Origin of the sequence: Streptomyces sp. NBC_00986 (assembly GCF_045162565.1) — a bacterium.
Classification (GTDB): domain Bacteria; phylum Actinomycetota; class Actinomycetes; order Streptomycetales; family Streptomycetaceae; genus Streptomyces.
Window position 1 is genome coordinate 6,623,026 of sequence record NZ_CP108733.1, and the last position, 19,817, is coordinate 6,642,842.

Below are 19,817 nucleotides of genomic sequence, written 5' to 3' on the forward strand. Positions count from 1 at the left end.
TCATGAGCAGCTCGGTGAGCGGTGTCGCGAGTGGTGTCGTGAACGGTGGCATCTCCTTCTGGTACGCGGACGACGGCCTCCCTGTGCGACGGGAGCCCCTCTCGGGTGACGCCTCCGCCGACGTCGTGATCGTCGGCGGCGGATACACGGGACTGTGGACCGCGTACTACCTGAAGAAGGCGGCCCCCTTCCTCCGGGTCACCGTCCTGGAGCAGAAGTTCTGCGGGTACGGCGCCTCGGGGCGCAACGGCGGGTGGCTGTACAACGGGATCGCGGGGCGCGACCGGTACGCGAAACTCCACGGGCGGGAGGCCGCCGTACGTCTGCAGAAGGCGATGAACGACACGGTCGGTGAGGTCGTCAGGGTTGCGGAGGAGGAGGGGATCGAGGCCGATGTCTGTCGCGGGGGCGTCCTCGAAGTCGCTTGTACGCCCGCTCAGTTGGCGCGGCTGAAGGCTTTTCACGAGCATGAGTTGTCGTACGGCGAGACCGACCGTGAGCTGTACGGCGCGCGGGAGACCGGTGAGCGGATCCGGGTCGCGGACGCGGTCGGGTCGACGTGGACGCCGCACGGGGCGCGGCTGCATCCGGTGAAGCTGGTGAAGGGGCTCGCGGCGGTGGTGGAGGCGCTGGGGGTCGTCATTCATGAGTCGACGCCGGTGACGGAGATCCGGCCCAAGCATGCGGTGACGCCGTACGGCACCGTTCGTGCCCCTTATGTTCTGCGGTGCACGGAAGGGTTCACCGCGAGTCTCAAGGGGCAGCGGCGGACCTGGTTGCCGATGAACTCCTCGATGATCGCCACCGAGCCGCTGAGTGATGCGCAGTGGGAGTCGGTGGGGTGGAGTGGGCTGGAGACGCTGGGGGACATGGCGCACGCGTACATGTACGCGCAGCGCACCGCCGACGGGCGGATCGCGTTGGGCGGGCGTGGGGTGCCGTACCGGTTCGGGTCGAGGACCGACAACGACGGGCGGACGCAGGCGGCCACGGTCGAGGCGTTGCGGGAGATCCTTGTGCGGTTCTTTCCCTCGCTCGCGGGGGTGCGGGTCGCGCATGCGTGGTCGGGGGTTCTGGGGGTGCCGCGGGACTGGTGTGCGACGGTGACGTTGGATCGTTCTACGGGGCTGGGGTGGGCCGGGGGGTACGTCGGGTCGGGGGTTGCTACGACGAACCTCGCGGCGCGGACGTTGCGGGATCTGGTTCAGCTGGACTCGGGGCAGGCGGGGGCGACTGATCTGACCGGGCTGCCGTGGGTTGGGCACAAGGTGCGGAAGTGGGAGCCGGAGCCGTTTCGGTGGTTGGGGGTGCAGGGGATGTACGCGACGTATCGGGCGGCGGATCGGCGTGAACTGAGCGGGCACAGTGTGGAGTCGTCGCGGTTGGCTCGGGTGGCGGATCGGGTGGCTGGGCGGCACTGAGGCCCATGGCGGTCTGTCGTCCTCGGGTGCGCGTTGTGTGTGGCTGGTCGCGCCGTTCCCCGCGCCCCTAGGTGGTTTGGGGGTGCGGCTTTGTGTCCAGGTGCGCGTGCGTGGGTGGTTCGCCCGTGGTGCGTTGTGGGTCGGCGCCGCGCCGGGGGATATCCGTCCTCGGATCGGCGCGCGAACCGTCGATCACCGACTCACCCGTGTTGACGCGCCAACCGCTGCGGGCGGACACCCCCCGACACGTCGCCTTGCCGCCGTACGCGGGTGGCGGGCCCGTTCGGCTCAGGTCAGTGACTCGGTCGCCGACTCCGGGGCCGGTGACTGTGCCGTCGCCCCGTGCTTGGGTGCTCGCGCCGTCACCATCAAGCCCGCGACCAACCCGGCCATCAGCATGACGGCTACGGCCCACCAGATGGCGACCGTGTAGCCGTGGACGATGCCCTTGCTGGTGATGAGGGCCTTCTGGGCCGGGTTGTGGAGGTGGGCGGCGATGTAGGCCGTGCTGCTGGTGGTGGCGATCGTGTTGAGGAGGGCCGTGCCGATCGAACCGCCCACCTGCTGGGCGGTGTTGACGGTCGCTGAGGTCACGCCCGAGTCCTGCGGGGCGACTCCGGCCGTGGCGGTGGCGAAGACCGGCATGAAGATCAGGCCCATGCCGAGGCCCATCAGGATCAGGCCGGGGAGCAGTTCGGTCGTGTAGTCCGAGTGGACTGTCAGGCGGGTGAAGAAGGACATGCCGGCTGCCGCGAGGATCGCGCCCGGGACCATCAGGGTGCGGGGTGGGACGTGGTGCATCAGGCGGGCCGAGATCTGGGTCGAGCCGATGATGATCGCGACCGTGAGGGGCAGGAAGGCCATGCCGGTCTTCACGGGGGAGTAGTCGAGGATGACCTGGAGGTAGTAGGTCATGAACAGGAACATGCCGAACATGCCGATGACGGCGAGGCCCATGGTCAGGAAGCAGCCGGCGCGGTTGCGGTCCTTGACGATGTGGAGGGGGAGGAGGGGGCTGGGGGCCCTCGTCTGCCACCACACGAAGGTGGTGAGGAGGACGACTCCTGCCGCGAACAGGCCCAGGACCAGAGAGTCCGTCCAGCCTCGCGGCTCCGCCTCGCTGAAGCCGTAGACGATCGCGACCAGGCCGCCGCAGCCGAGCAGGACGCCGGGTACGTCGAGGCGGGCGCCGCTGTGGCCCGGGCGGTCGTGGAGGAGGGCGAAGGCGCCGAAGACCGCGATGATCGCGATGGGGATGTTGACGTACAGGCACCAGCGCCAGTTCAGGTACTCGGTGAGCAGGCCGCCCGCGATGAAGCCGATCGCCGAACCGCTGCCCGCGAGAGCGCCGTAGATCCCGAAGGCTTTTCCGCGTTCCTTCGGGTCGGTGAAGGTGGTGGTGAGGAGGCTGAGCGCGGAGGGGGCCAGTACTGCGGCGAAGACGCCCTGGAGGGCGCGGGCGCCGAAGAGCATGCCCGAGGTTGTGGCCGCGCCGCCGAGTGCGGAGGCGCCCGCGAAGCCGATCAGGCCGATGATGAACGTCCGTTTGCGGCCCACCAGGTCCGCGATCCGGCCGCCCAGCAGGAGCAGGCCGCCGAAGGCGAGGGTGTACGCGGTGATGACCCACTGCCGGTTGCCGTCGGACATGCCCAGGTCGCGCTGTGCGGAGGGGAGCGCGATGTTCACGATCGTCGCGTCGAGGACGACCATGAGCTGTGCGAGAGCGATGATCACCAGACCCCACCAGCGGCGGGGATCGGGACCGGTGGCCGTCGTTCCGGGTTCACCTGATTCACCTGATTGGGTGACGCTCATCTGCTCAGAAGACCATGAATCGGTATGTATCGCATCTGCGGGTGTGCGCTTCGATGGGCTCGTGGGGCTTATGGGGCTCATGGCTCCAGTACGACCTTTCCGGTTGTCCCGCGCGTCTCCAGCGCGCGGTGTGCTTCTGCCGCCTCGGCCAGGGGGAAGCGTTGTACGGCCGGTGCGAGCCGGCCTGCGGCGGCCTCGGTGAGGGCGCGTGACTCCAGGGTTCGGATGGGGCTGGGGCCGCCTGCCTTTCGCATCATCACGGGGCCGAGCACCTGTTCGGACAGTGCCGTCGCGGTGTACGGCTCGCCGCTCGACCAACCGAAGACGATGTGCCGACCGTTCGGCCCGAGCAGGTCGACGGACTCCCTAGCCACGACCCCGCCCACCCCGTCGAACACGACCGTCGCGTGCCGCCCGCCCAGCCAGGCCCGTACCTTCCGCGGCCACTCCGGGTCCGTGTAGTCGACGGCGAGATCGGCGCCGTTCGCCTGCGTGAGGGCGACCTTCTCCGGGCCGCCCGCGAGGCCGATGACCGTGGCACCGGCGTGCTTGGCGTACTGCACGAGCAGGGTGCCCAGACCTCCGGCGGCAGCCGGAACGACGACCACGGAGTCGCCGTCCAGCTCGCTGAACTGCACGATCCCCATTGCCGTACGCCCCGTCCCGATCATCGCGACGGCCTGTGCGAAGTCCAGGTTCGTCGGGATCTCGTGCACCCGGTCGACATCGGTCACGGCCAGTTCCGCGTACCCGCCCGGCGCGAACCCGAGATGCGCGACCACCCGCTTCCCGAGCCAGAGCGCGGCAACCCCGTCCCCGAGCGACTCGACGACACCGGCGACCTCGCGGCCGGGGACGGTGGGGAGGGCGGGGAGTTCGGGGAGCGGGCCCTGTTCCCCCGCGCGCAGAACGGTGTCCAGGAGGTGGACTCCGGCCGCGGCGACGGCGATACGGACCTGGCCGGGGGCGGGGGAGGGGTCGTCGACGCGTTCGTAGGTGAGGTTCTCGGCGGGGCCGAAGGTGTGGAGTCGTATGGCGTGCATGGGGTCACTCTTCGACCTCGAGCGCGCTTGAGGTCAAGGGTCGGCCGCCCTCGATGTCAGTGCTGGGGTGCAGGATGGGGGTATGGCGAGAAGAGCGGCAGGCGGGGTCAAGGGGGCGCGGCGGCCGGAGGTGCGGTTGCCCGCTCTGGAGGCTTACGGGGGCGGGGAGTTGGAGCCGGACGGGGACTACGACGGGCTCCAGTTCCGGGAGGAGGACTTCGTCGGGCAGGACGGCGGGGGTGCCCGTTTCATGGACTGCGCGCTGACGGACTGCGCGCTGGACGAGACGCGGCTGCACCACGCCCGTGTGCTCGACTCCGTCCTCACCGGCATACGGGGTGTCGGTACGGATCTCGCCGAGTCGACCCTGCGTGACGTCGAGGTGATCGACGCGCGGATGGGTGGGGTGCAGTTGCATGGCGCCGTGCTGGAGCGGGTGGTGGTCCGGGGCGGCAAGATCGACTACCTGAACCTGCGCAAGGCGAAGCTCCGGGATGTCGTCTTCGAGGGCTGCGTCCTTGTCGAGCCGGACTTTCTCGATGCCCGGCTGGAGCGCGTCGAGTTCGTGGACTGCGCGCTGAAAGGGGCGGACTTCACGGGGGTTACGTTCACGGACGTGGATCTGCGGGGGGCCGTGCAGTTGGAGATCGCGCGGGGGGTGGAGCGGTTGTCCGGGGCGGTGATCAGCATGGGGCAACTGCTGGATCTGGCGCCGGTGTTGGCTGTGCAGATGGGGATTCGGGTGGAGGGATGAGGGGGGGTTACTGCTTCGCCCGGGGTGCCGTCACCCAGCCTGTCCGGCGTTTGAGGACGAGGCCCCTTCAGGGCCGATGGGGGTCTGGGGGCGCAGCCCCCAGGGGCGGCGCCACGAGTTCAGGGCAACCGGGAAGCTCAGGGCAACCGATGGAGTTCAGGGCATCCGGGGTAGCTCAGGGCACCCGGGGAAACCTCGCCTGCAACGTCCAGATCGCCGGGTTCTCGCCGAGTGCATCGTGCAGATCAACCAGGTCGGCGATCAGGTCGTGCAGGAAGTCCCGTGCCTCGCGCCGGAGTTCGGCGTGGGAGAAGGTCAACGCCTCCTCGTCCCGCCGCATCCAGTCCGCCTCGACATCCACCCACCCGAACCGCCGCTCGAACAGCATCCGGTCGGTCGACTCCGTGAAGTCCAGTTCGGCCCGCTGTGGCCGCGCCGCCCGCGACCCCGCCGGGTCCTGATCGATCCGCTCCACGATGTCGCACAACGCCCACGCGAAGTCGAGCACCGGTACCCATCCCCAGGCCGTGGACACTTCCCGGTCCGCCTTGGTGTCGGCGAGATAGACGTCACCGCAGAACAGGTCGTGCCGCAGCGCGTGGACGTCCGCGCGCCGGTAGTCGGTCTGCGGGGGGTCGGGGAAGCGGTTGGAGAGGGCGTAGCCGATGTCGAGCACGTAGGAGATGGTGTCACGGCCGGCGAGAGAGCCGGCGGCGGCCGGAGCCACCCCTTCACCGGGGCCCGAGCCACCCCTTCACCGGGGCCGGAGCCACCCCTTCACCGGGGCCGGAGCCACCCCTTTCACCGGGGCCCGGAGCTACCCCTTCACGGGGCCCCGGTGTGCTCGTCACCGGCCCCCGCCCGCCCGGCGGCGGCAGCGTCCAGCAGGGCCCAGCCGTCGACCTCCACGGCCCGCGTCTCTCCGGGCCCCGGCACCCACCCCCGGTCCGACGCCGCGTCGAGGAGGGCGCGGACGGCGCCGGGTTCGTGGAGGTTGAGGGAGGCGCCACGGACGTAGCCCACATCCCCGGAACCGAAAGGGGCCCCGCCCGGGACGAACCGCCCCGGCCCCGCGACGAAGACGATCCGCAGCGCCCCGCCGGTGCCGGCCGGCTGGGGATTCAGGGTGAGGGTGTGGACACAGCCCACGGAGTCGCTGCTGCTGGGACGGTGACTGTGACGCAGCGACCACATGTACACGCGCCCATCGGCGACAAGTCGGCGGGGCTTCTTGGACGAGCGGGGCACGGAGCCGAGCGTACGACGGGCGAGGATCGAAGGGCGAGGGACTTTTGAGGTCCGGCTTCGAACTCCGGCTTCGAACTCCGGCTTCGGACTCCGGGCAGACGCCCCAGGGGCGACGAACCCCGGACTCGTAGGATCGCGCACGTGTCCCGATCCGTACCGCTTGTTCCCATGGTCACCGCGTGCGCGCTGGCCCTCGCCCTGACCGCGTGCAGTGGAACGCCGGGCGCACACGGCACCCCCGGCAGCGCGGGCGTGGCCGACCCGTACTTCCCCGAGGCGGGCAACGACGGCTACGACGTGACCCACTACGCGCTGACCCTGGCGTACACCCCGGGCACCTCAACTCCCTTGACCGGTACGGCGACGATCACCGCCCGGGCCACCCAGAACCTCTCCGCCTACGACCTGGACCTCAAGGGCATGAAGGTCGACGCGCTGACGGTGGACGGCAGGAACGCCCCCTGGACCCGCACCGGCCAGGAACTGACCGTCCGCCCACCCTCAACTCTCCCCGAGGGCAAGGCATTCAGGACGACCGTCCACTACTCCGGCACCCCCGGGACGATCACCGACCCCGACGGCTCGGAGGAGGGCTGGCTGCCCACGGCGGACGGCGCGCTCGCGCTGGGCGAACCGACCGGCTCGATGGCCTGGTTCCCCGGCAACGACCACCCCTCCGACAAGGCGACGTACGACATCACCATCACCGTCCCGAAGGGCCTCCAGGCGGTCTCCAACGGCGAGTTGAGGACGGAGACGACGACACGAGCGGGCCGTACGACCTACACCTGGCGCACCACACACCCCATGGCGACGTACCTCGCCACGGTCGCGATCGGCCACTACGACATCACCCGCACCACCACGAAGAACGGCCTCCCCGTGTACGTCGCGGTCGACCCGCAGGAGGCCGCGGCGAGCCGCAAGGTGCTGGCGAAGATCCCCGAGATCATGGAGTGGGAGGAGTACAACTTCGGCCCGTACCCCTTCTCCTCCACCGGCGCGATCGTCGACCGCCGCGGCGACGCGGGCTACGCCCTGGAGGCCCAGACCCGCCCGTTCTTCCCCGGCGCCCCCGACACCGCCACCCTCGTCCACGAACTCGCCCACCAGTGGTACGGCGACTCCGTCACACCCAGGACCTGGCGCGACATGTGGCTCAACGAGGGCTTCGCGACCTACGCGGAATGGCTCTGGAGCGAGGACCACGACGGCGACACCGCCCAGCAGACCTTCGACGCGCTCTACGACGGCACCTACTACGACGACCCGACCGACAACGAGGCGATCTGGGCCTTCCCGCCGGCCCGCCCCACCTCCGCCGCCCACATCTCCGACAGCCCCGTCTACGAACGCGGCGCGATGGTCCTCCACAAGATCCGCCAGGCGGTCGGCGACGCGCGTTTCTACGACATCGTCCAGGGCTGGGCAGCCGCACACCGCTACGGCAACGCGGACACCGCGGACTTCACGGCGTACGTGGAGAAGATGGCACCGGGGAAGGACTTCAGCGAGATCTGGAAGGCGTGGTTGTACGGGGACGGGAAGCCGGCCCGGCCTTGACCGGCCTGTTCCCGGCCGAGCGGGGACCCGGTGACCCCTACATCAGCCAGAGGGAGCTTCCGGTGGCGTCCGCGAGTTCCCGCAGGGCTCGCTCGCCCGGGCGGGCGGTGGCGAGGCGGATCATGGCGTCGTTCGCGCGCGGCGCGTCGTATGTCTTCATCGCGACGGTGAGCAGGGCGAGTTGGAGGCCGAGGTCGTAGGGGACGTGTTCGCCGGAGGCGAGGCGGTCGATGCCCCGTTCGACCGTGGCGTCGATCTCGTCCCGAGCGGCTTCGACGATCTCGTGGAACAGCAGCGAGGAGATGTGCCGGTCGAACCGGACCCGGTCCGCGAGGGAGAGCAGGGCGCGAGCCGCCACGATCCGCAGCTCGGCGGTGCCCCGTTCGTCGACCATGTCCCGACTGGCCCCGACCGCGTCGGCGAGCTGGCCGAAGGTGTCGTCCTGGCTGAAGAACCGGTCGGCGGACTGGCCGCGCCACACCACGTCGTCAGGGGCGGCGGCGGCCTGGAGGACGGTCTCGTAGCCGAGCGGATCGGCCCAGCTGGTGAGGGCGCAGCAGGCGAGGAGACGGGCGGCGGGGTCGGCGGCCCGGTCCTGGAGAATCGCGGTCAGGCCGGGGGCGCGTTCCAGACAGCCGTCGTCGTCCAGCGCGTCGGCTATCACGTCGTCGGGGTCCGCGGGGTTGCCGTCGAAGTCGGTGTAGAGCAGGGCCCGCAGCTCGGGGCTGGGCTGCCGGCGGTCCTTGGTGTCGGCCATGGGGTCTGCTCTTTCCTACGATCCGGAGGTGGGGAACGGTCCGGTGACGTACTCCTTGGGGACGGTCCCGCCGATCAGCCACTCGCCGTCGCGGCGGGTGTTGAGCAGGGCCACGACCCGGGCGCCGTCTGTCATGTCCTGGGGCCAGCCGTGCCTAGCGGCGCCAGAACGGGTCGTCGAAGGCGGAGATCGCCTCGCCCTTGTTGTGCTCGATGATGGAGCGGGCCGACTTGTTCGCGGCGGCGGTGACGTCCTCGATGTCGTCGGCGAAGTCCCGCCACGCCTTGGCCGCCGCCCGCAGCCCGTCCTCGTCGGCGTCCGGCCACCACATGCCGGTGACGTCCTGGACGATCTTCTTGGCCTTGTCGGCGACGCTCACCTGCCGTCGCCTTCGCTCTTGTCACCCTCGACGCTGATCCTGCCGAACACGGCACGGACCAGCTCGATCTGCGCCGCGTTCTCCAACTGCGTGACGTGAGGGCCGTAGGCCTTGTGGAAGGCGGTGCCCTGATCGTCGTCGCCCCAGGGCGAACCCGCCGCTCCGAGCGCTGTCCTGAGCTTGGTGAGCGCCTTGGCGAGATCGGTGCTGTGGGTCTGGAAGTGCGGAGCTGTCGCTTTGAGGTCGGCGATCTTGATGTCGAGTATCTCGCCCTTGTCGCCCATGGACGCGTGCTCTCCCCCGTGGTCGGCTCATCGGCCGTACGACCTTGTCCAGACTGTGCGATTCGCAACTGCGCCGAACGCAAAGGTGGAGCAAGACCGGTGCGGCGCCGAGGGGTGCCGTCGGCGGACCCGACCGGCCCTCTATTCCTCCCTCTTCTCCAACTCGTCCAGGAGTACGGCGAGTTCGGGCAGTCGGACGCCCTCGGTCGCCCCGCGCAGCTCCTCCCGCGTCCACCACCGCCAGGCGAGGATGCCGTCCTCGGCATGGGCGGCGGCGAGGCCGGGGCCGGTGGGTTCGCGGTGGGGGCCGTGGGTGACGTAGATGTGCTCGTGCTGCCGGATGTGGATGCCCACGCGGGTGAAGTCGCGTTCCCGGGTGCAGAGGAGGGGGCCCATGGTCAGGTCGGTCCAGCCGGTCTCCTCCCGCAACTCCCGCAGGGCGCCCTCGCGCGGGGTCTCGTCCCCCTCGATGCCGCCGCCGGGCAGCTCCCAGAAGGTGCCGTTCGCGGAGTCGTCGTGCTGGAAGAGGAGGACGGAGCCGGCGGGGTCGAGTACGGCGACGCGCGCGGCACGGCGGAGTCTGTACAGCTGCTTGCGCAACACGGCGCAGGGGCGGCCGAGTTGGCGGTCCTCGCGGTGGTCGATGACGTGGTAGCCGAGGGTGGTCCAGAAGGCGAGGCCGTCGGGGTTGTTGTCAAGGACGGCCAGGCGTACGGCGGTTCGGCCGGCCTCGCGGAAACGGTCCTCGACGAGGGACGCCAACTGCCGCCCGTGTCCCTGCTGTTGCTGTGCGGCGTCGATCATCAGCAGTCCGATCCAGGGGTCCTCGTCGTCCGGGTCGGGATGCGTACCGAGGGTGATCGCGATCCCGACGAGCCGCCCGGCGCTGCGCGCGAGCAGTACTTCGACGTCCGGGTCGGCCAGTTCGTCGGCCAACGCGGTCGCCACCTGCTCGGGCCGGATGTCCTCCGGGTCCGGGAAGTCACCGCTCAGGGCGTGGAACGCGTGGTTCGAGGCGTAGAGGGCGGTCAGCTCGGTGAGCAGCTCGCCGGGGAGCGCGCCGGCCTCGGTCGGCGTGAGCGGTTCGAGGAACATGGGGGCACGCTAGCGGCCGAGGGGTGCGCCGGGCTCGAACCGGATCTGTTCGGCGGGGGTGCCGTGTGCGGTGGCGCCGGGACGACCGGCTCCACACACGCGGAGAGACCGGGGCAGCAGGCGTCGATTCCTCCGCACCTGCCCGCAACTCACGGGCCCCCGGCGGGATTTCCCCCTGAAGCCGATCTCGCCGGGGGCCCGTGGGACAGAACGATGGCACGACGGCGCTGAAGGAACCCTGAAGGTTCCTGAGGCTCTTCAGGTTCTCCTCAGCCGTCGGCGGCGATGCTGGGGTGATGCGGATACTGGTGGTGGAGGACGACCGGCGGATGGCGGAACTGCTGCGCCGGGGCCTGGTCGGTGAGGGGTACGCGGTCGACGTCGGGCACGACGGGCGCCGGGGTCTGGAACTCGCGCTGGAGAACCCCTACGACGCGGTGGTGCTGGACGTGATGCTGCCGTACGTGAACGGCTACCGGCTGTGTGCGCTGCTGCGGGAAGCGGGGCGGTGGGTGCCGGTGCTGATGCTGACGGCCAAGGACGGCGAGTACGACCAGGCGGAGGGCCTGGACACCGGCGCCGACGACTACGTCGTCAAGCCGTTCTCCTTCATCGCGCTGGCCGCCCGATTACGGGCCCTCATCCGCCGCGGTCGGCCCGAGCGGCCCGTGGTGCTGCACATCGGCGACCTCGAGGTCGACCCGGCCTCCCACGGGTGCCACCGTGGAACGGTCCCCATCGCACTGACGGCCCGCGAGTTCGCCGTACTGGAATATCTGGCCCAGCGCAGCGGCGAGACCGTCTCCAAGGGCGAGATCCTCGAACACGTCTGGGACGACCGCTTCGACAGCGACGTCAACCTCGTCGAGGTCTACGTCAGCTCCCTGCGCCGCAAGATCGACGCACCGTTCGGCCGGCAGACCATCCGCACCGTCCGCGGCGCCGGCTACCGCCTCGACCCGGCATACGGGGGCCGACCATGACCCCGGCCGGTATCCGACTCCTGCTGCGCCGTCTGCGACCGGCCACCATCCGGATGCGGCTGGCCCTCCTGGCCGCCGCCATCACCCTCGTCCCGCTCACCGCGGCCGCGATACCCATCGCGCGCACGGAGCGCACCGCCCAGATGCAGAACGCCGACCGCAAGGCGGCCGGGACGAGCCCGGACATCGACACGATGATCAACAGTCTCCACGGCGGAAACCCACCCGACTGCACCCGGTCCTTCCAGCCGGCACCCGGGTCCGAGTACAAGGACACCAGCCTGTGCCGGCCCACGAAGAAGACGCGTGCAAGTCAGGGGAAGCTGTCACTGATTCCGTGGACCGACCCGGTTCGCGGGCCCGTACCCATCCGCCAGATCATCTACCGCGCCTATGTGCACGCGGGTGTCGACGACCTCGCCGTCACACAGTCCCTCGAGGCCGAACAGGCCCGGCTGAACACGATCGTCCGGCTCCTCATCTGCGGTATCGCGGGCATGACGCTGGTGGTGTCGGGCACGACATGGTTCGCCGCCGGCCGGGTACTGCGCCCGGTCGAGACCATCCGCGCCGATTTCGCCGACCTGAGCGCACACCACCTCGACCGACGTGTCCCGGTTCCGCGCTCCGGCAACGAGATCGCCCGCCTGGCCGTCACCATGAACTCCACGCTCGACCGCCTGCAAGCAGCTGTCGAACAGCAGCGTCAGTTCACCGCGGACGCCTCCCACGAACTGCGCACACCCCTGGCCTGTCTGCGCACCGAACTCGAACTCGCCCTGAACCACCCCGACACCGCCGACTGGCCCCGCGTCGTCCACGACGCCCACGACGACACCCTGCGCCTGCAGGCCCTCGCCGGCGACCTGCTGCTCCTCGCCCGGCTCGATGCCGGGGCCGCCGACCCGCCTCCGGGCCCGCCCTTCGACCTGACCGAGCTCGTCCGTGGTGAGACCGGCCGCAGGAGGCTGCCGTCCCACCTCACCCTGACCGCCCTCATCCATCCCGCGCCGATCCCCGTACACGGTCATCAGGCACTTCTGACCCGGGTGCTCGGCAACCTTCTCGACAACGCCGAACGCCACGCCGCCGGCACCGTCACGGTCGGCCTCACCTGCGACGCCGAACACGGGCAAGCCGTCCTCGAGATCCTCGACGACGGCCCGGGCATACCCCCGGAACACCACCAGAGGATCTTCGAACGCTTCAGCCGCCTCGACGACGCCCGCACCCGCGACAGCGGGGGCGCCGGGCTGGGGCTCGCCATCGCCGAACGCATCGCCACCACGCATCACGGCACACTCGCCATCGTCCCGAGCCTCCAGGGCGCCCACTTCGTCCTGCGCCTCCCTACCGGAACTCCTCCGCCGCGGGACCCGCTGAACACGGCGACTTCCTCCGACCCCACCGAGGCGAGGTGGACTCCACCGGGCACCGAGATGTGAAGCCCGCTCCGAGGCGACCCGAATCGGCCCGACTCCCCCTACCGAAAAGGAATGTTCAGCCAAGGACTCCCCGCCTCCGACATCAGGATCCGGTGCGCCGAGACCATGTCCTGGTACCAGTCGCCGAACTCCTCCTCGTCGAAGTGCAGGCAGCGGCCCAGGATGTAGCCGGCGGAGAAGTCGGGCCAGGAGCGGTAGGCGAGGGCTGCGGCCCGGCCGGTGCGGATGACGGCCGACTCTGTCTCCGGGAGGGTGGCGAAGCGGGCGCCCAGGCCCCAGCGGGCCATTTTCGAGGCTCGGCCGAGGTCCCAGGCCTCCACCGAGGTGACGTAGCGGTTCTCGTCGAGGATGCCGTCGGCCCGCATGCGGGCCTCGTAGCGGGTGATGCGGCCGATCAGGCGTTGGACGCCCTCGATGCGGGCCTCGGTCTCCGACGCCGGGCGCGGGTCCGTCTTGGTCACGCCGTCCTCCGTGATCACCGTGGCGCCCTCCGAGCTGGCTCGGATCACGGTGGCCACCGCCTGGCGCCAGTAGCCCGTGTCCACGTGGCCGCCGAAGTCGCGGGCGATCGTGCGGCGCAGGCTCAGCGCGAACTCCCATACGGAGCTGGACGCTTCGCAGGCGAGCAGGTTGCGCAGGTGGTGCTGCCACTCGGCGCGGGTGGTGATGCCCCACCACTCGCGCAGCCGCCGGCGCTCGCCGTCGTAGCCGTTGCCGTGCCAGGCCGGCGCGTTCCACAGGGAGCCGTTGCTGACGCAGAGGAGGGCTCCGCAGGCCAGGCCGTGGGCCACGGGGCCGTGGAGTACGCCGCCGACGTGGAGTGCGCGCAGGCGCATGGAGGTGTCGGGGGTGCCGATGTGTTCCGCCGCGCGGGACCAGTCCGTCGTGCCCGACGGGCCGTAGGGGAGAGGCAGTTCGCAGGGGCTGCCGGGGTTGACGAGGAGGGTGGGCGGGCACTGCGGGTTCCAGGCGTCCGCTATTCCGCGCAGTGAGGCGCGGGAGTACACCAGGTCGGGGCGTGGCGCGGGCAGCATGCCGTCGGTGAAGAGTTCCCAGCGTTCCGCGCCGGTGCGGGGGTCGCGGGTGAACGTGCGGTGCATACGCTCGGGTTGGGCGTCGTAGGCCTCGCGTGACATCACGTAGTAGAGGCGGACCCGGGCCAGTACGTCGTAGTACGCGGGCCGGTCGCCGCGCGCCCGTGCCTCGGCCAGTGCGCGTTCCGTCTCGGTCGGCGGGGTCCAGGCGGGAGGTGGGGGAGGCCCGAAACCGGCGGGGGACGGTCCGAACGACATAGGGCTCGCTGTCCTTCCAGGGGCCAACGGCTGTTGATCCCGGCCATTCTCGTCCGGGGATCCCGGCACATTCTCATACGCGGCTGAGACACCCCTGTGCGGCCCCCGCGCCGTGTTCCCTCAACTCCCGGTCCGCCGCGCCGTGTTCCCGCACATGCCGAAGCCCCCGGCCGCAACCGCGGCCAGGGGCCTCACACACGGCACTGCAGACAAGTGCGGCGGACGTCAGACGGTCAGACGTTGACGCCGAAGTCCTGCGCGATGCCGACCAGGCCCGAGGCGTAACCCTGGCCCACCGCGCGGAACTTCCACTCCGCGCCGTTGCGGTACAGCTCGCCGAAGACCATCGCCGTCTCCGTCGCCGCGTCCTCGGAGAGGTCGTAGCGGGCGATCTCGGCGCCGCCGGCCTGGTTCACGATGCGGATGTACGCGTTGCGGACCTGGCCGAAGTTCTGCGAGCGGGTCTCCGCGTCGTAGATCGAGACCGGGAAGACGATCTTCTCGACGTCGGCCGGGAGGCCGGCCAGGTTGACGTTGATCGCCTCGTCGTCGCCCGCGCCCTCGCCCGTGCGGTTGTCACCGGTGTGGACGATCGTCTGGTCCGGGGTCGACTTGTTGTTGAAGAAGATGAAGTGACCGTCCGAGTAGACCTTGCCCTCGGGGTTGACCGCGATCGCCGAGGCGTCGAGGTCGAAGTCCGTGCCGGTGGTCGTGCGGACGTCCCAGCCGAGGCCTACGGTGACGGCGGTCAGGCCCGGGGCCTCCTTGGTGAGCGAGACGTTGCCACCCTTGGACAGGCTTACAGCCATTGTTGGGAGTCCTTCCCTCGTTGCGGTGCGGGCTTCGTACTGAGGACGAAGCTACCGGTACCTGTATGAACGCCAAGAGGGGTACCGAAGGTTCCAGGTGACTTTACTTTCTTTACCCGGAACCTCCGGAGTAAATGGCGTGACGTGGACCGGACAGACACGCGACCATGGGGACATGTCCGGTCCCTATGCCATCCGCGGCTCCGTCTCCCTGCCCGAGGCCGAGCTCATGTGGCGTTTCTCGCGGTCGTCAGGGCCGGGTGGGCAGCACGTCAACACCAGCGACTCCCAGGTGGAGCTGCGGTTCGACCTGGCCAAGACCGAGGCGCTGCCCCCGGTGTGGAAGCAGCGCGCGCTGGAACGGCTCGCCTCGCGGCTCGTCGACGGCGTCGTCACCGTACGGTCCTCCGAGCACCGGTCCCAGTGGCGCAACCGCGAGACCGCCGCCGTACGCCTCGCGGCGCTGCTCGCGGAGGCCACCGCGCCGCCGCCGAAGCCGCGCCGGGCGACCCGTATTCCGCGCGGTATCAATGAGCGCCGGCTGCGGGAGAAGAAGCAGCGGTCCGACACGAAGCGGGGGCGGAACGGGCGGGACTGGGGGTAGTTCCGGCACCGGTTGTCACATCCTCGGCCCGTGCTTCGTCGAACCAGTGACGACGGACCGCGACGAGGAGCGTTTACCCATGGGCGACTTCGAATTCCCCCGACAAATAGACGGTGAATTCCGCGCCGCCCGTTTCGAATCCCACCGCGCCCGCCTCCGCGTCGGCCTGCCGGGCCGCCTTTCGGGCTCCTCGCCGGGTGGTGGCCGGGGCGCGTCGACTGCCCGTAACCGTCCCGGAAATGGAAGGGCGGCCCGCGTCTTTGTGCTCCGCTCCCGTGGGGTCTGCGCGACGCCCATTGCCGGCCTCTGTTCCGGAACTCGGCCTGCCGGCCTGCCCGTTGTGTTCCTTGGTCGGAGACGGCAGGCGCACGCCGGATTCGCCGGGGCGTCCGTGGTGTTCCCCGTCCGGGGGCGGCCGCCGTGGCGCCGACCGCCCGTGTCCGCCCCGCAGTTGGCCTGCCGCCCGCCCTTCGGGCTCCTCGCCGGGTCGTGGCCCGGGCGTGCCAACTGCCGGTAGCCGCCCCGGAGATGGGCCGTCACCCCACTAGCCGGGCTCCTTCAGCCGGGATGACCAATCTCACCCCAGTTGCCGTCACCGCCCCGCAGAGCCGGCACCTCAACCCCCGCCACCTACTCCAACTGCCGTCACCGGCCCCGGAAAGGCGTCCCCCGACCCCCGCCGCCTACCCCAACTGCCGGTACCTCCCCCGGAAGTAAGACAGCGGACCCCCCTCCGCACTGCCCACCTCCGCCGTAAGCACCCGCCCGATGACCAGCGTGTGATCCCCCGCCGGAACCCGCTGCTCCGTCCGGCACTCCAGCGTGGCCAGAGCCCCCCGTACCAACGGCGCCCCGGACGCCTCTCCGTGGACGTAGGGAATGTCGTCGAAGAGCAGCCGGTCGCTGATGCGGCCCTTCATCGCGAAGCGGCCCGCGATGTGGCGTTGGCTCTCGGAGAGGACGGAGACGGCCCACAGGGGCTGTTCGTCGAGGAGGTCGTCCATGCGGGAGCCGTTGCGGAGGCTGACCAGGACCAGGGGCGGGTCCAGGGAGACGGACATGAAGGCGGTGGCCGTCATGCCCACGTCCTCGCCGACCGGGGCCTGGGGGTCGTCCGGGTCGTAGGGCTCCTCGTGCGCGGTCACCAGGACCACGCCCGCGGCCAGTCGCGCGAGGGCGGCGCGGAACTCGTCGTTGCTCACCCCCACAGCATGCCCGGAGGGAAGGGTCTCGGTGATCGACGCGGTGTTCAGCACGCCCGAAACGCTAGCCTCGTACGTCCGCGCACCACATCGGACCTGCGGCCCACTCGGGTCCTAGGACCAACGGACCACGCGACGGAACATCGTCGTGCATCATGTCCACACACCCGCACAGTTTGCGTTCAGTTAACGCACAGGGAAAATGCAGAAACTCCACTCAATTGTTCATCTTCTGCTGTGACTTGAGTCACAAGGGGTAGTAATTGTTGACCCTGTGTACCGAGTGGGCAGCGCGCTGTGATTCAGTGGCGGGGAAGATGACCCTTGATTCACTGCGAGGTCTCGGGGGGAGGGCGAGTATGGAGACCGAGTCTGAACCCTACGTCCGTCTTGCGACCCTGCGACAACTGCACACGGTCATGGCGGACATGAACACCGCCCGCAGCCTGGCGGACACACTGCAGACCGTCGCCGACGGCGTCGTCAACGGTCTCGGGTACGAGCTGGCATGCGTCAACCTCGTACGCCCCGACGGCGACCTCGTGGTCGCCGCCTTCGCGGGCAACTCCGCCGCCGAGGCACTCATCACCGGCCGCGTCGGCTCACGCACCTCCTGGGAGCGCCGCCTCGGCATGGGCGAGTCCTGGGGCGACCTGCGGTTCATCCCGCACACCGAGGGCTGGGTCCTCGACGAGGACGACGTACCGCAGTGGTACACCGACGGCCCCGCACCCCGCTTCGAGGACGAGTGGCACCCGTCCGACCGGCTCTTCGCGCCGATGTACACCCCCGGCGTCTCCGGCGGCTCGTGCGGCGAGCTGATCGGCGTCCTGTCCGTGGACCGCCCGCGCAACGGCCGGCGGCCGGGCGCGTGGGGGCGCGAGGCGCTCCAGATGTACGCGTTCCAGGCGGCCATAGCGATCAGCAACGCCCGGCTGCGCGCCAACATGCAGCGCGCCCTGGTCCGCCTCGAGCGCGAGCAACAGGCCCTGCGCGCCAGCGAGGAGAGCTTCCGGCAGGCCTTCGAGTACGCCCCCTCCGGCATGGCGATAGCCGAGATGGGCGGCGACCAGCACGGCCGAATACTCCGCAGCAACGACGCCCTGTGCCGCCTGCTGGGCCGCCCCGCGTCCGCGATGCGCCGCTACTCCTTCTCGGACCTCGTCCACCCCGAGGACATAGGCACGCTCCTCAGAACCTCGGCGGAGGGCGGACGCGCGGAGCTCCGCCTGGGCCGCCGGGACGGCACGTACGTCTGGGTCTCGCTCCGCAACTCCGTCGTCGCGGACGCCGCCGACGGGCCGCGCTTCCTCCTCTCCCACGTCGAGGACATAGAGGACCGCAAGCGCCGCGAGCTGCAGCTCGCCCACCGCGCCGCGCACGACGCGCTGACCGGCCTGCCGAACTCGGCGGAGCTGCGCACCCGCCTCTCCGCCCGCCTCTGCCAGCGCCCGCAGGCAACCCACCCCGGCGAGATCGAGTCCATCGACGCCGCGTACGGACACGCGGCCTACGACGCGAACGGCCACGGCTTCGACTTCCGCCCCGGCGCCGACCTCCTCGACGCCTACGACCACCACGTCCACACCATCGCCCCCGAGGGCGAGCGGGACGACGGCACCAAGGGGCTCGCGGTGCTCTTCTGCGACCTCGACGGCTTCAAGTCGATCAACGACCGGTTCGGGCACAACGCGGGCGACGCGGTCCTCATCGAGGTCGCCCGGCGGCTCGGGCGGGCCGTGCGCGACGGCGACACCGTGGCCCGGCTCGGCGGCGACGAGTTCGTCGTCCTGGCCGACGGACTCGGCAAGGCCGACGCCGCCGACCTCGCCGTACGCCTGCGGAACGAGATCATCCAGCCCATCCGGGTCGACGGCCGGGGCATGCGGGTCGGGGCCAGTTTCGGTATCGGGTGGGCCCACTGCGGCATGACGGCGGACGAGGTCCTGAAGTCCGCTGACGAACGGATGTACATCGAGAAACGATCTCGTCCCAAACAGCACAGACGCGCGGGATGATCTCCAGGTCAGCGGTTTGATGCGGTCCGAGTCACCCGTTTGGACGACGTGGAGCGGGTAGGCTCGCAGTTCTCCAGACGTATCGAAGACGCATCTGAAGCTGACGTATCTGCACCCGCACCTGTTGAGGAGTACCTAGGGATGACGCCCGGCAACAACGGCGCGAGCACGCCCGAGGACGACGACCCGTTCGGCTACCTGTACGAGGACGGCCAGGCAGCCGGAGCCCAGCCGCCGTCCGGCGGTGGCTACGGCTACCCGGGTTCGGTCAACCGAGTGCGCCCGGTGGGCGAGCGCCAGTACGGCGGCCAGCAGGCCCCCGCGGCCCCCACCGCCCAGTACCAGCAGCCCTACGGCCAGACGGTCCCGCAACAGCAGCCCTACGGCGCCCAGCCCAACGCCCACTACCAGGCCCCGGAGACCTTCCCCGGCGGCCCCCCGGCCGGCCAGCAGCCCCCGTCCTACAACAACGGCGGCGGCAACGGCCGGGGCCGCGGCCCCAACACCAAGGGCCTCCTGATCGGCGCGATCGCGGTCGTCGCCGCGGTCGTCATCGGCATCAGCGTCGCGATGATGAACGGCAACGACGACAACAAGACCGGCGACCAGGCGGGCTCCACGCCGTCGGCTTCGTCGAGCGCCTCGTCGAGTCCGTCGCCGAGCAGCAGCGCCGGGGACGAGGCGGAACTGCCGAAGATCGACGCCAAGGCCCTTCTGCTGGGCGGCGGCGCCGTCACGGCGTCCGACGTCGACGGCGCCAAGGCCGCCGGCGGTGTCTATGTGTCGGGGTTCAACGCGGTGGGCGCGTCCGTGACATGGAACATGAGCGGCCTCGCGAAGAGCGGCAACTACCGGCTGTACGTCAACTACGGCGTGCCCGGCAAGGACGCCACCGCCACGCTCACGATCAACGGCACGGCCCAGACCCGTCCTCTCAACCTGGGCAACTTCGCGAAGGCCTCCGCGGGTGACTACGAGAAGGGCTGGACGGAGACCTGGGCATCCGTCCAGCTGAACAAGGGCTCCAACACCGTCAAGATCTCCTGCGAGCAGGGCAACCAGTGCGACGTCAACTTCGACCAGCTGTACCTGGTCAAGGCCTGAC

General features: G+C 70.2%; 19 protein-coding genes. 8 read left to right on the forward strand and 11 right to left on the reverse strand.

The window, feature by feature from the left end; all coding sequences use genetic code 11:
* The first annotated feature begins 2 nt into the window (after window positions 1-2).
* Window positions 3-1,421, forward strand: coding sequence for an NAD(P)/FAD-dependent oxidoreductase (locus tag OG504_RS29655; RefSeq protein ID WP_405992530.1), 1,419 nt, complete (start codon window positions 3-5; stop codon window positions 1,419-1,421).
* Window positions 1,422-1,709: 288 nt separating this feature from the next.
* Here OG504_RS29655 and OG504_RS29660 read toward each other — a convergent pair whose 3' ends face one another.
* Window positions 1,710-3,236, reverse strand: coding sequence for an MFS transporter (locus OG504_RS29660; RefSeq protein ID WP_405992531.1), 1,527 nt, complete (start codon window positions 3,234-3,236; stop codon window positions 1,710-1,712).
* A gap of 77 nt (window positions 3,237-3,313) precedes the next feature.
* Complete coding sequence (locus OG504_RS29665) at window positions 3,314-4,279, reverse strand: zinc-binding dehydrogenase (protein ID WP_405992532.1); 966 nt, start codon at window positions 4,277-4,279, stop codon at window positions 3,314-3,316.
* 82 nt (window positions 4,280-4,361) lie between these two features.
* On the opposite strand from OG504_RS29665, the gene OG504_RS29670 reads away from it, so the two are divergent.
* Window positions 4,362-5,033: a pentapeptide repeat-containing protein gene (locus tag OG504_RS29670; protein ID WP_405992533.1), complete on the forward strand. Its 672-nt coding sequence runs from the start codon at window positions 4,362-4,364 to the stop codon at window positions 5,031-5,033.
* A 175-nt stretch (window positions 5,034-5,208) separates the two neighbouring features.
* Here OG504_RS29670 and OG504_RS29675 read toward each other — a convergent pair whose 3' ends face one another.
* Both OG504_RS29675 and OG504_RS29680 read right to left on the reverse strand, forming a co-directional pair.
* Window positions 5,209-5,709, reverse strand: a complete 501-nt coding sequence (locus OG504_RS29675; protein WP_405996459.1) for a hypothetical protein — start codon at window positions 5,707-5,709, stop codon at window positions 5,209-5,211.
* Between the two features lie 149 nt (window positions 5,710-5,858).
* A complete protein-coding gene (locus tag OG504_RS29680) occupies window positions 5,859-6,281 on the reverse strand; it encodes a hypothetical protein (protein ID WP_405992534.1) in 423 nt (140 codons plus the stop codon).
* Window positions 6,282-6,449: 168 nt separating this feature from the next.
* Here OG504_RS29680 and OG504_RS29685 point away from each other — a divergent pair, with 168 nt between their 5' ends.
* Window positions 6,450-7,844, forward strand: coding sequence for a M1 family metallopeptidase (locus OG504_RS29685; RefSeq protein WP_405996460.1), 1,395 nt, complete (start codon window positions 6,450-6,452; stop codon window positions 7,842-7,844).
* A 37-nt stretch (window positions 7,845-7,881) separates the two neighbouring features.
* Here OG504_RS29685 and OG504_RS29690 read toward each other — a convergent pair whose 3' ends face one another.
* The 4 genes from OG504_RS29690 to OG504_RS29705 all read right to left on the reverse strand — a co-directional run bounded on the left by OG504_RS29690 (window position 7,882) and on the right by OG504_RS29705 (window position 10,359).
* Window positions 7,882-8,601 (reverse strand): hypothetical protein, encoded by a 720-nt coding sequence (locus OG504_RS29690; protein WP_405992535.1) that lies wholly within the window; start codon window positions 8,599-8,601, stop codon window positions 7,882-7,884.
* Window positions 8,602-8,755: 154 nt separating this feature from the next.
* Window positions 8,756-8,980 carry a hypothetical protein gene (locus OG504_RS29695; RefSeq protein ID WP_405992536.1) on the reverse strand — a complete coding sequence of 75 codons (225 nt, stop codon included), beginning with the start codon at window positions 8,978-8,980 and terminating at the stop codon, window positions 8,756-8,758.
* Window positions 8,977-9,264, reverse strand: a complete 288-nt coding sequence (locus OG504_RS29700; RefSeq protein ID WP_405992537.1) for a hypothetical protein — start codon at window positions 9,262-9,264, stop codon at window positions 8,977-8,979. Before OG504_RS29700 ends, OG504_RS29695 begins: the two co-directional genes overlap by 4 nt.
* A 141-nt stretch (window positions 9,265-9,405) precedes the next feature.
* Window positions 9,406-10,359, reverse strand: a complete 954-nt coding sequence (locus OG504_RS29705) for a GNAT family N-acetyltransferase (protein ID WP_405992538.1) — start codon at window positions 10,357-10,359, stop codon at window positions 9,406-9,408.
* 296 nt (window positions 10,360-10,655) lie between these two features.
* Here OG504_RS29705 and OG504_RS29710 point away from each other — a divergent pair, with 296 nt between their 5' ends.
* Entirely contained in the window at window positions 10,656-11,342 is a 687-nt protein-coding gene (locus OG504_RS29710; protein WP_405992539.1) for a response regulator transcription factor, read from the forward strand.
* Entirely contained in the window at window positions 11,339-12,787 is a 1,449-nt protein-coding gene (locus OG504_RS29715) for a sensor histidine kinase (RefSeq protein ID WP_405992540.1), read from the forward strand. The genes OG504_RS29710 and OG504_RS29715 overlap by 4 nt, the downstream gene beginning before the upstream one ends.
* A gap of 38 nt (window positions 12,788-12,825) precedes the next feature.
* Here the strand turns inward: OG504_RS29715 and OG504_RS29720 are convergent, their stop codons facing one another.
* Together OG504_RS29720 and OG504_RS29725 are read right to left on the reverse strand one after the other, a co-directional pair.
* Complete coding sequence (locus OG504_RS29720) at window positions 12,826-14,079, reverse strand: DUF1266 domain-containing protein (protein WP_405992541.1); 1,254 nt, start codon at window positions 14,077-14,079, stop codon at window positions 12,826-12,828.
* 233 nt (window positions 14,080-14,312) lie between these two features.
* Window positions 14,313-14,888 (reverse strand): TerD family protein, encoded by a 576-nt coding sequence (locus OG504_RS29725; RefSeq protein ID WP_019057183.1) that lies wholly within the window; start codon window positions 14,886-14,888, stop codon window positions 14,313-14,315.
* Window positions 14,889-15,063: 175 nt separating this feature from the next.
* Here OG504_RS29725 and arfB point away from each other — a divergent pair, with 175 nt between their 5' ends.
* A complete protein-coding gene (arfB, locus tag OG504_RS29730) occupies window positions 15,064-15,492 on the forward strand; it encodes an alternative ribosome rescue aminoacyl-tRNA hydrolase ArfB (protein WP_405992542.1) in 429 nt (142 codons plus the stop codon).
* A gap of 683 nt (window positions 15,493-16,175) precedes the next feature.
* Here the strand turns inward: arfB and OG504_RS29735 are convergent.
* Window positions 16,176-16,748, reverse strand: coding sequence for a flavin reductase family protein (locus OG504_RS29735; RefSeq protein ID WP_366496747.1), 573 nt, complete (start codon window positions 16,746-16,748; stop codon window positions 16,176-16,178).
* Window positions 16,749-17,053: 305 nt separating this feature from the next.
* Between OG504_RS29735 and cdgB the strand changes: the two genes are divergently transcribed.
* Window positions 17,054-18,712, forward strand: a complete 1,659-nt coding sequence (gene cdgB / locus OG504_RS29740) for a diguanylate cyclase CdgB (RefSeq protein ID WP_033281238.1) — start codon at window positions 17,054-17,056, stop codon at window positions 18,710-18,712.
* Window positions 18,713-18,853: 141 nt separating this feature from the next.
* The gene (locus tag OG504_RS29745; RefSeq protein ID WP_405992543.1) at window positions 18,854-19,816 is read left to right on the forward strand and encodes a carbohydrate-binding protein; all 963 of its coding nucleotides are present in this window, start codon (window positions 18,854-18,856) and stop codon (window positions 19,814-19,816) included.
* The last annotated feature ends 1 nt before the right edge of the window (window position 19,817 follow it).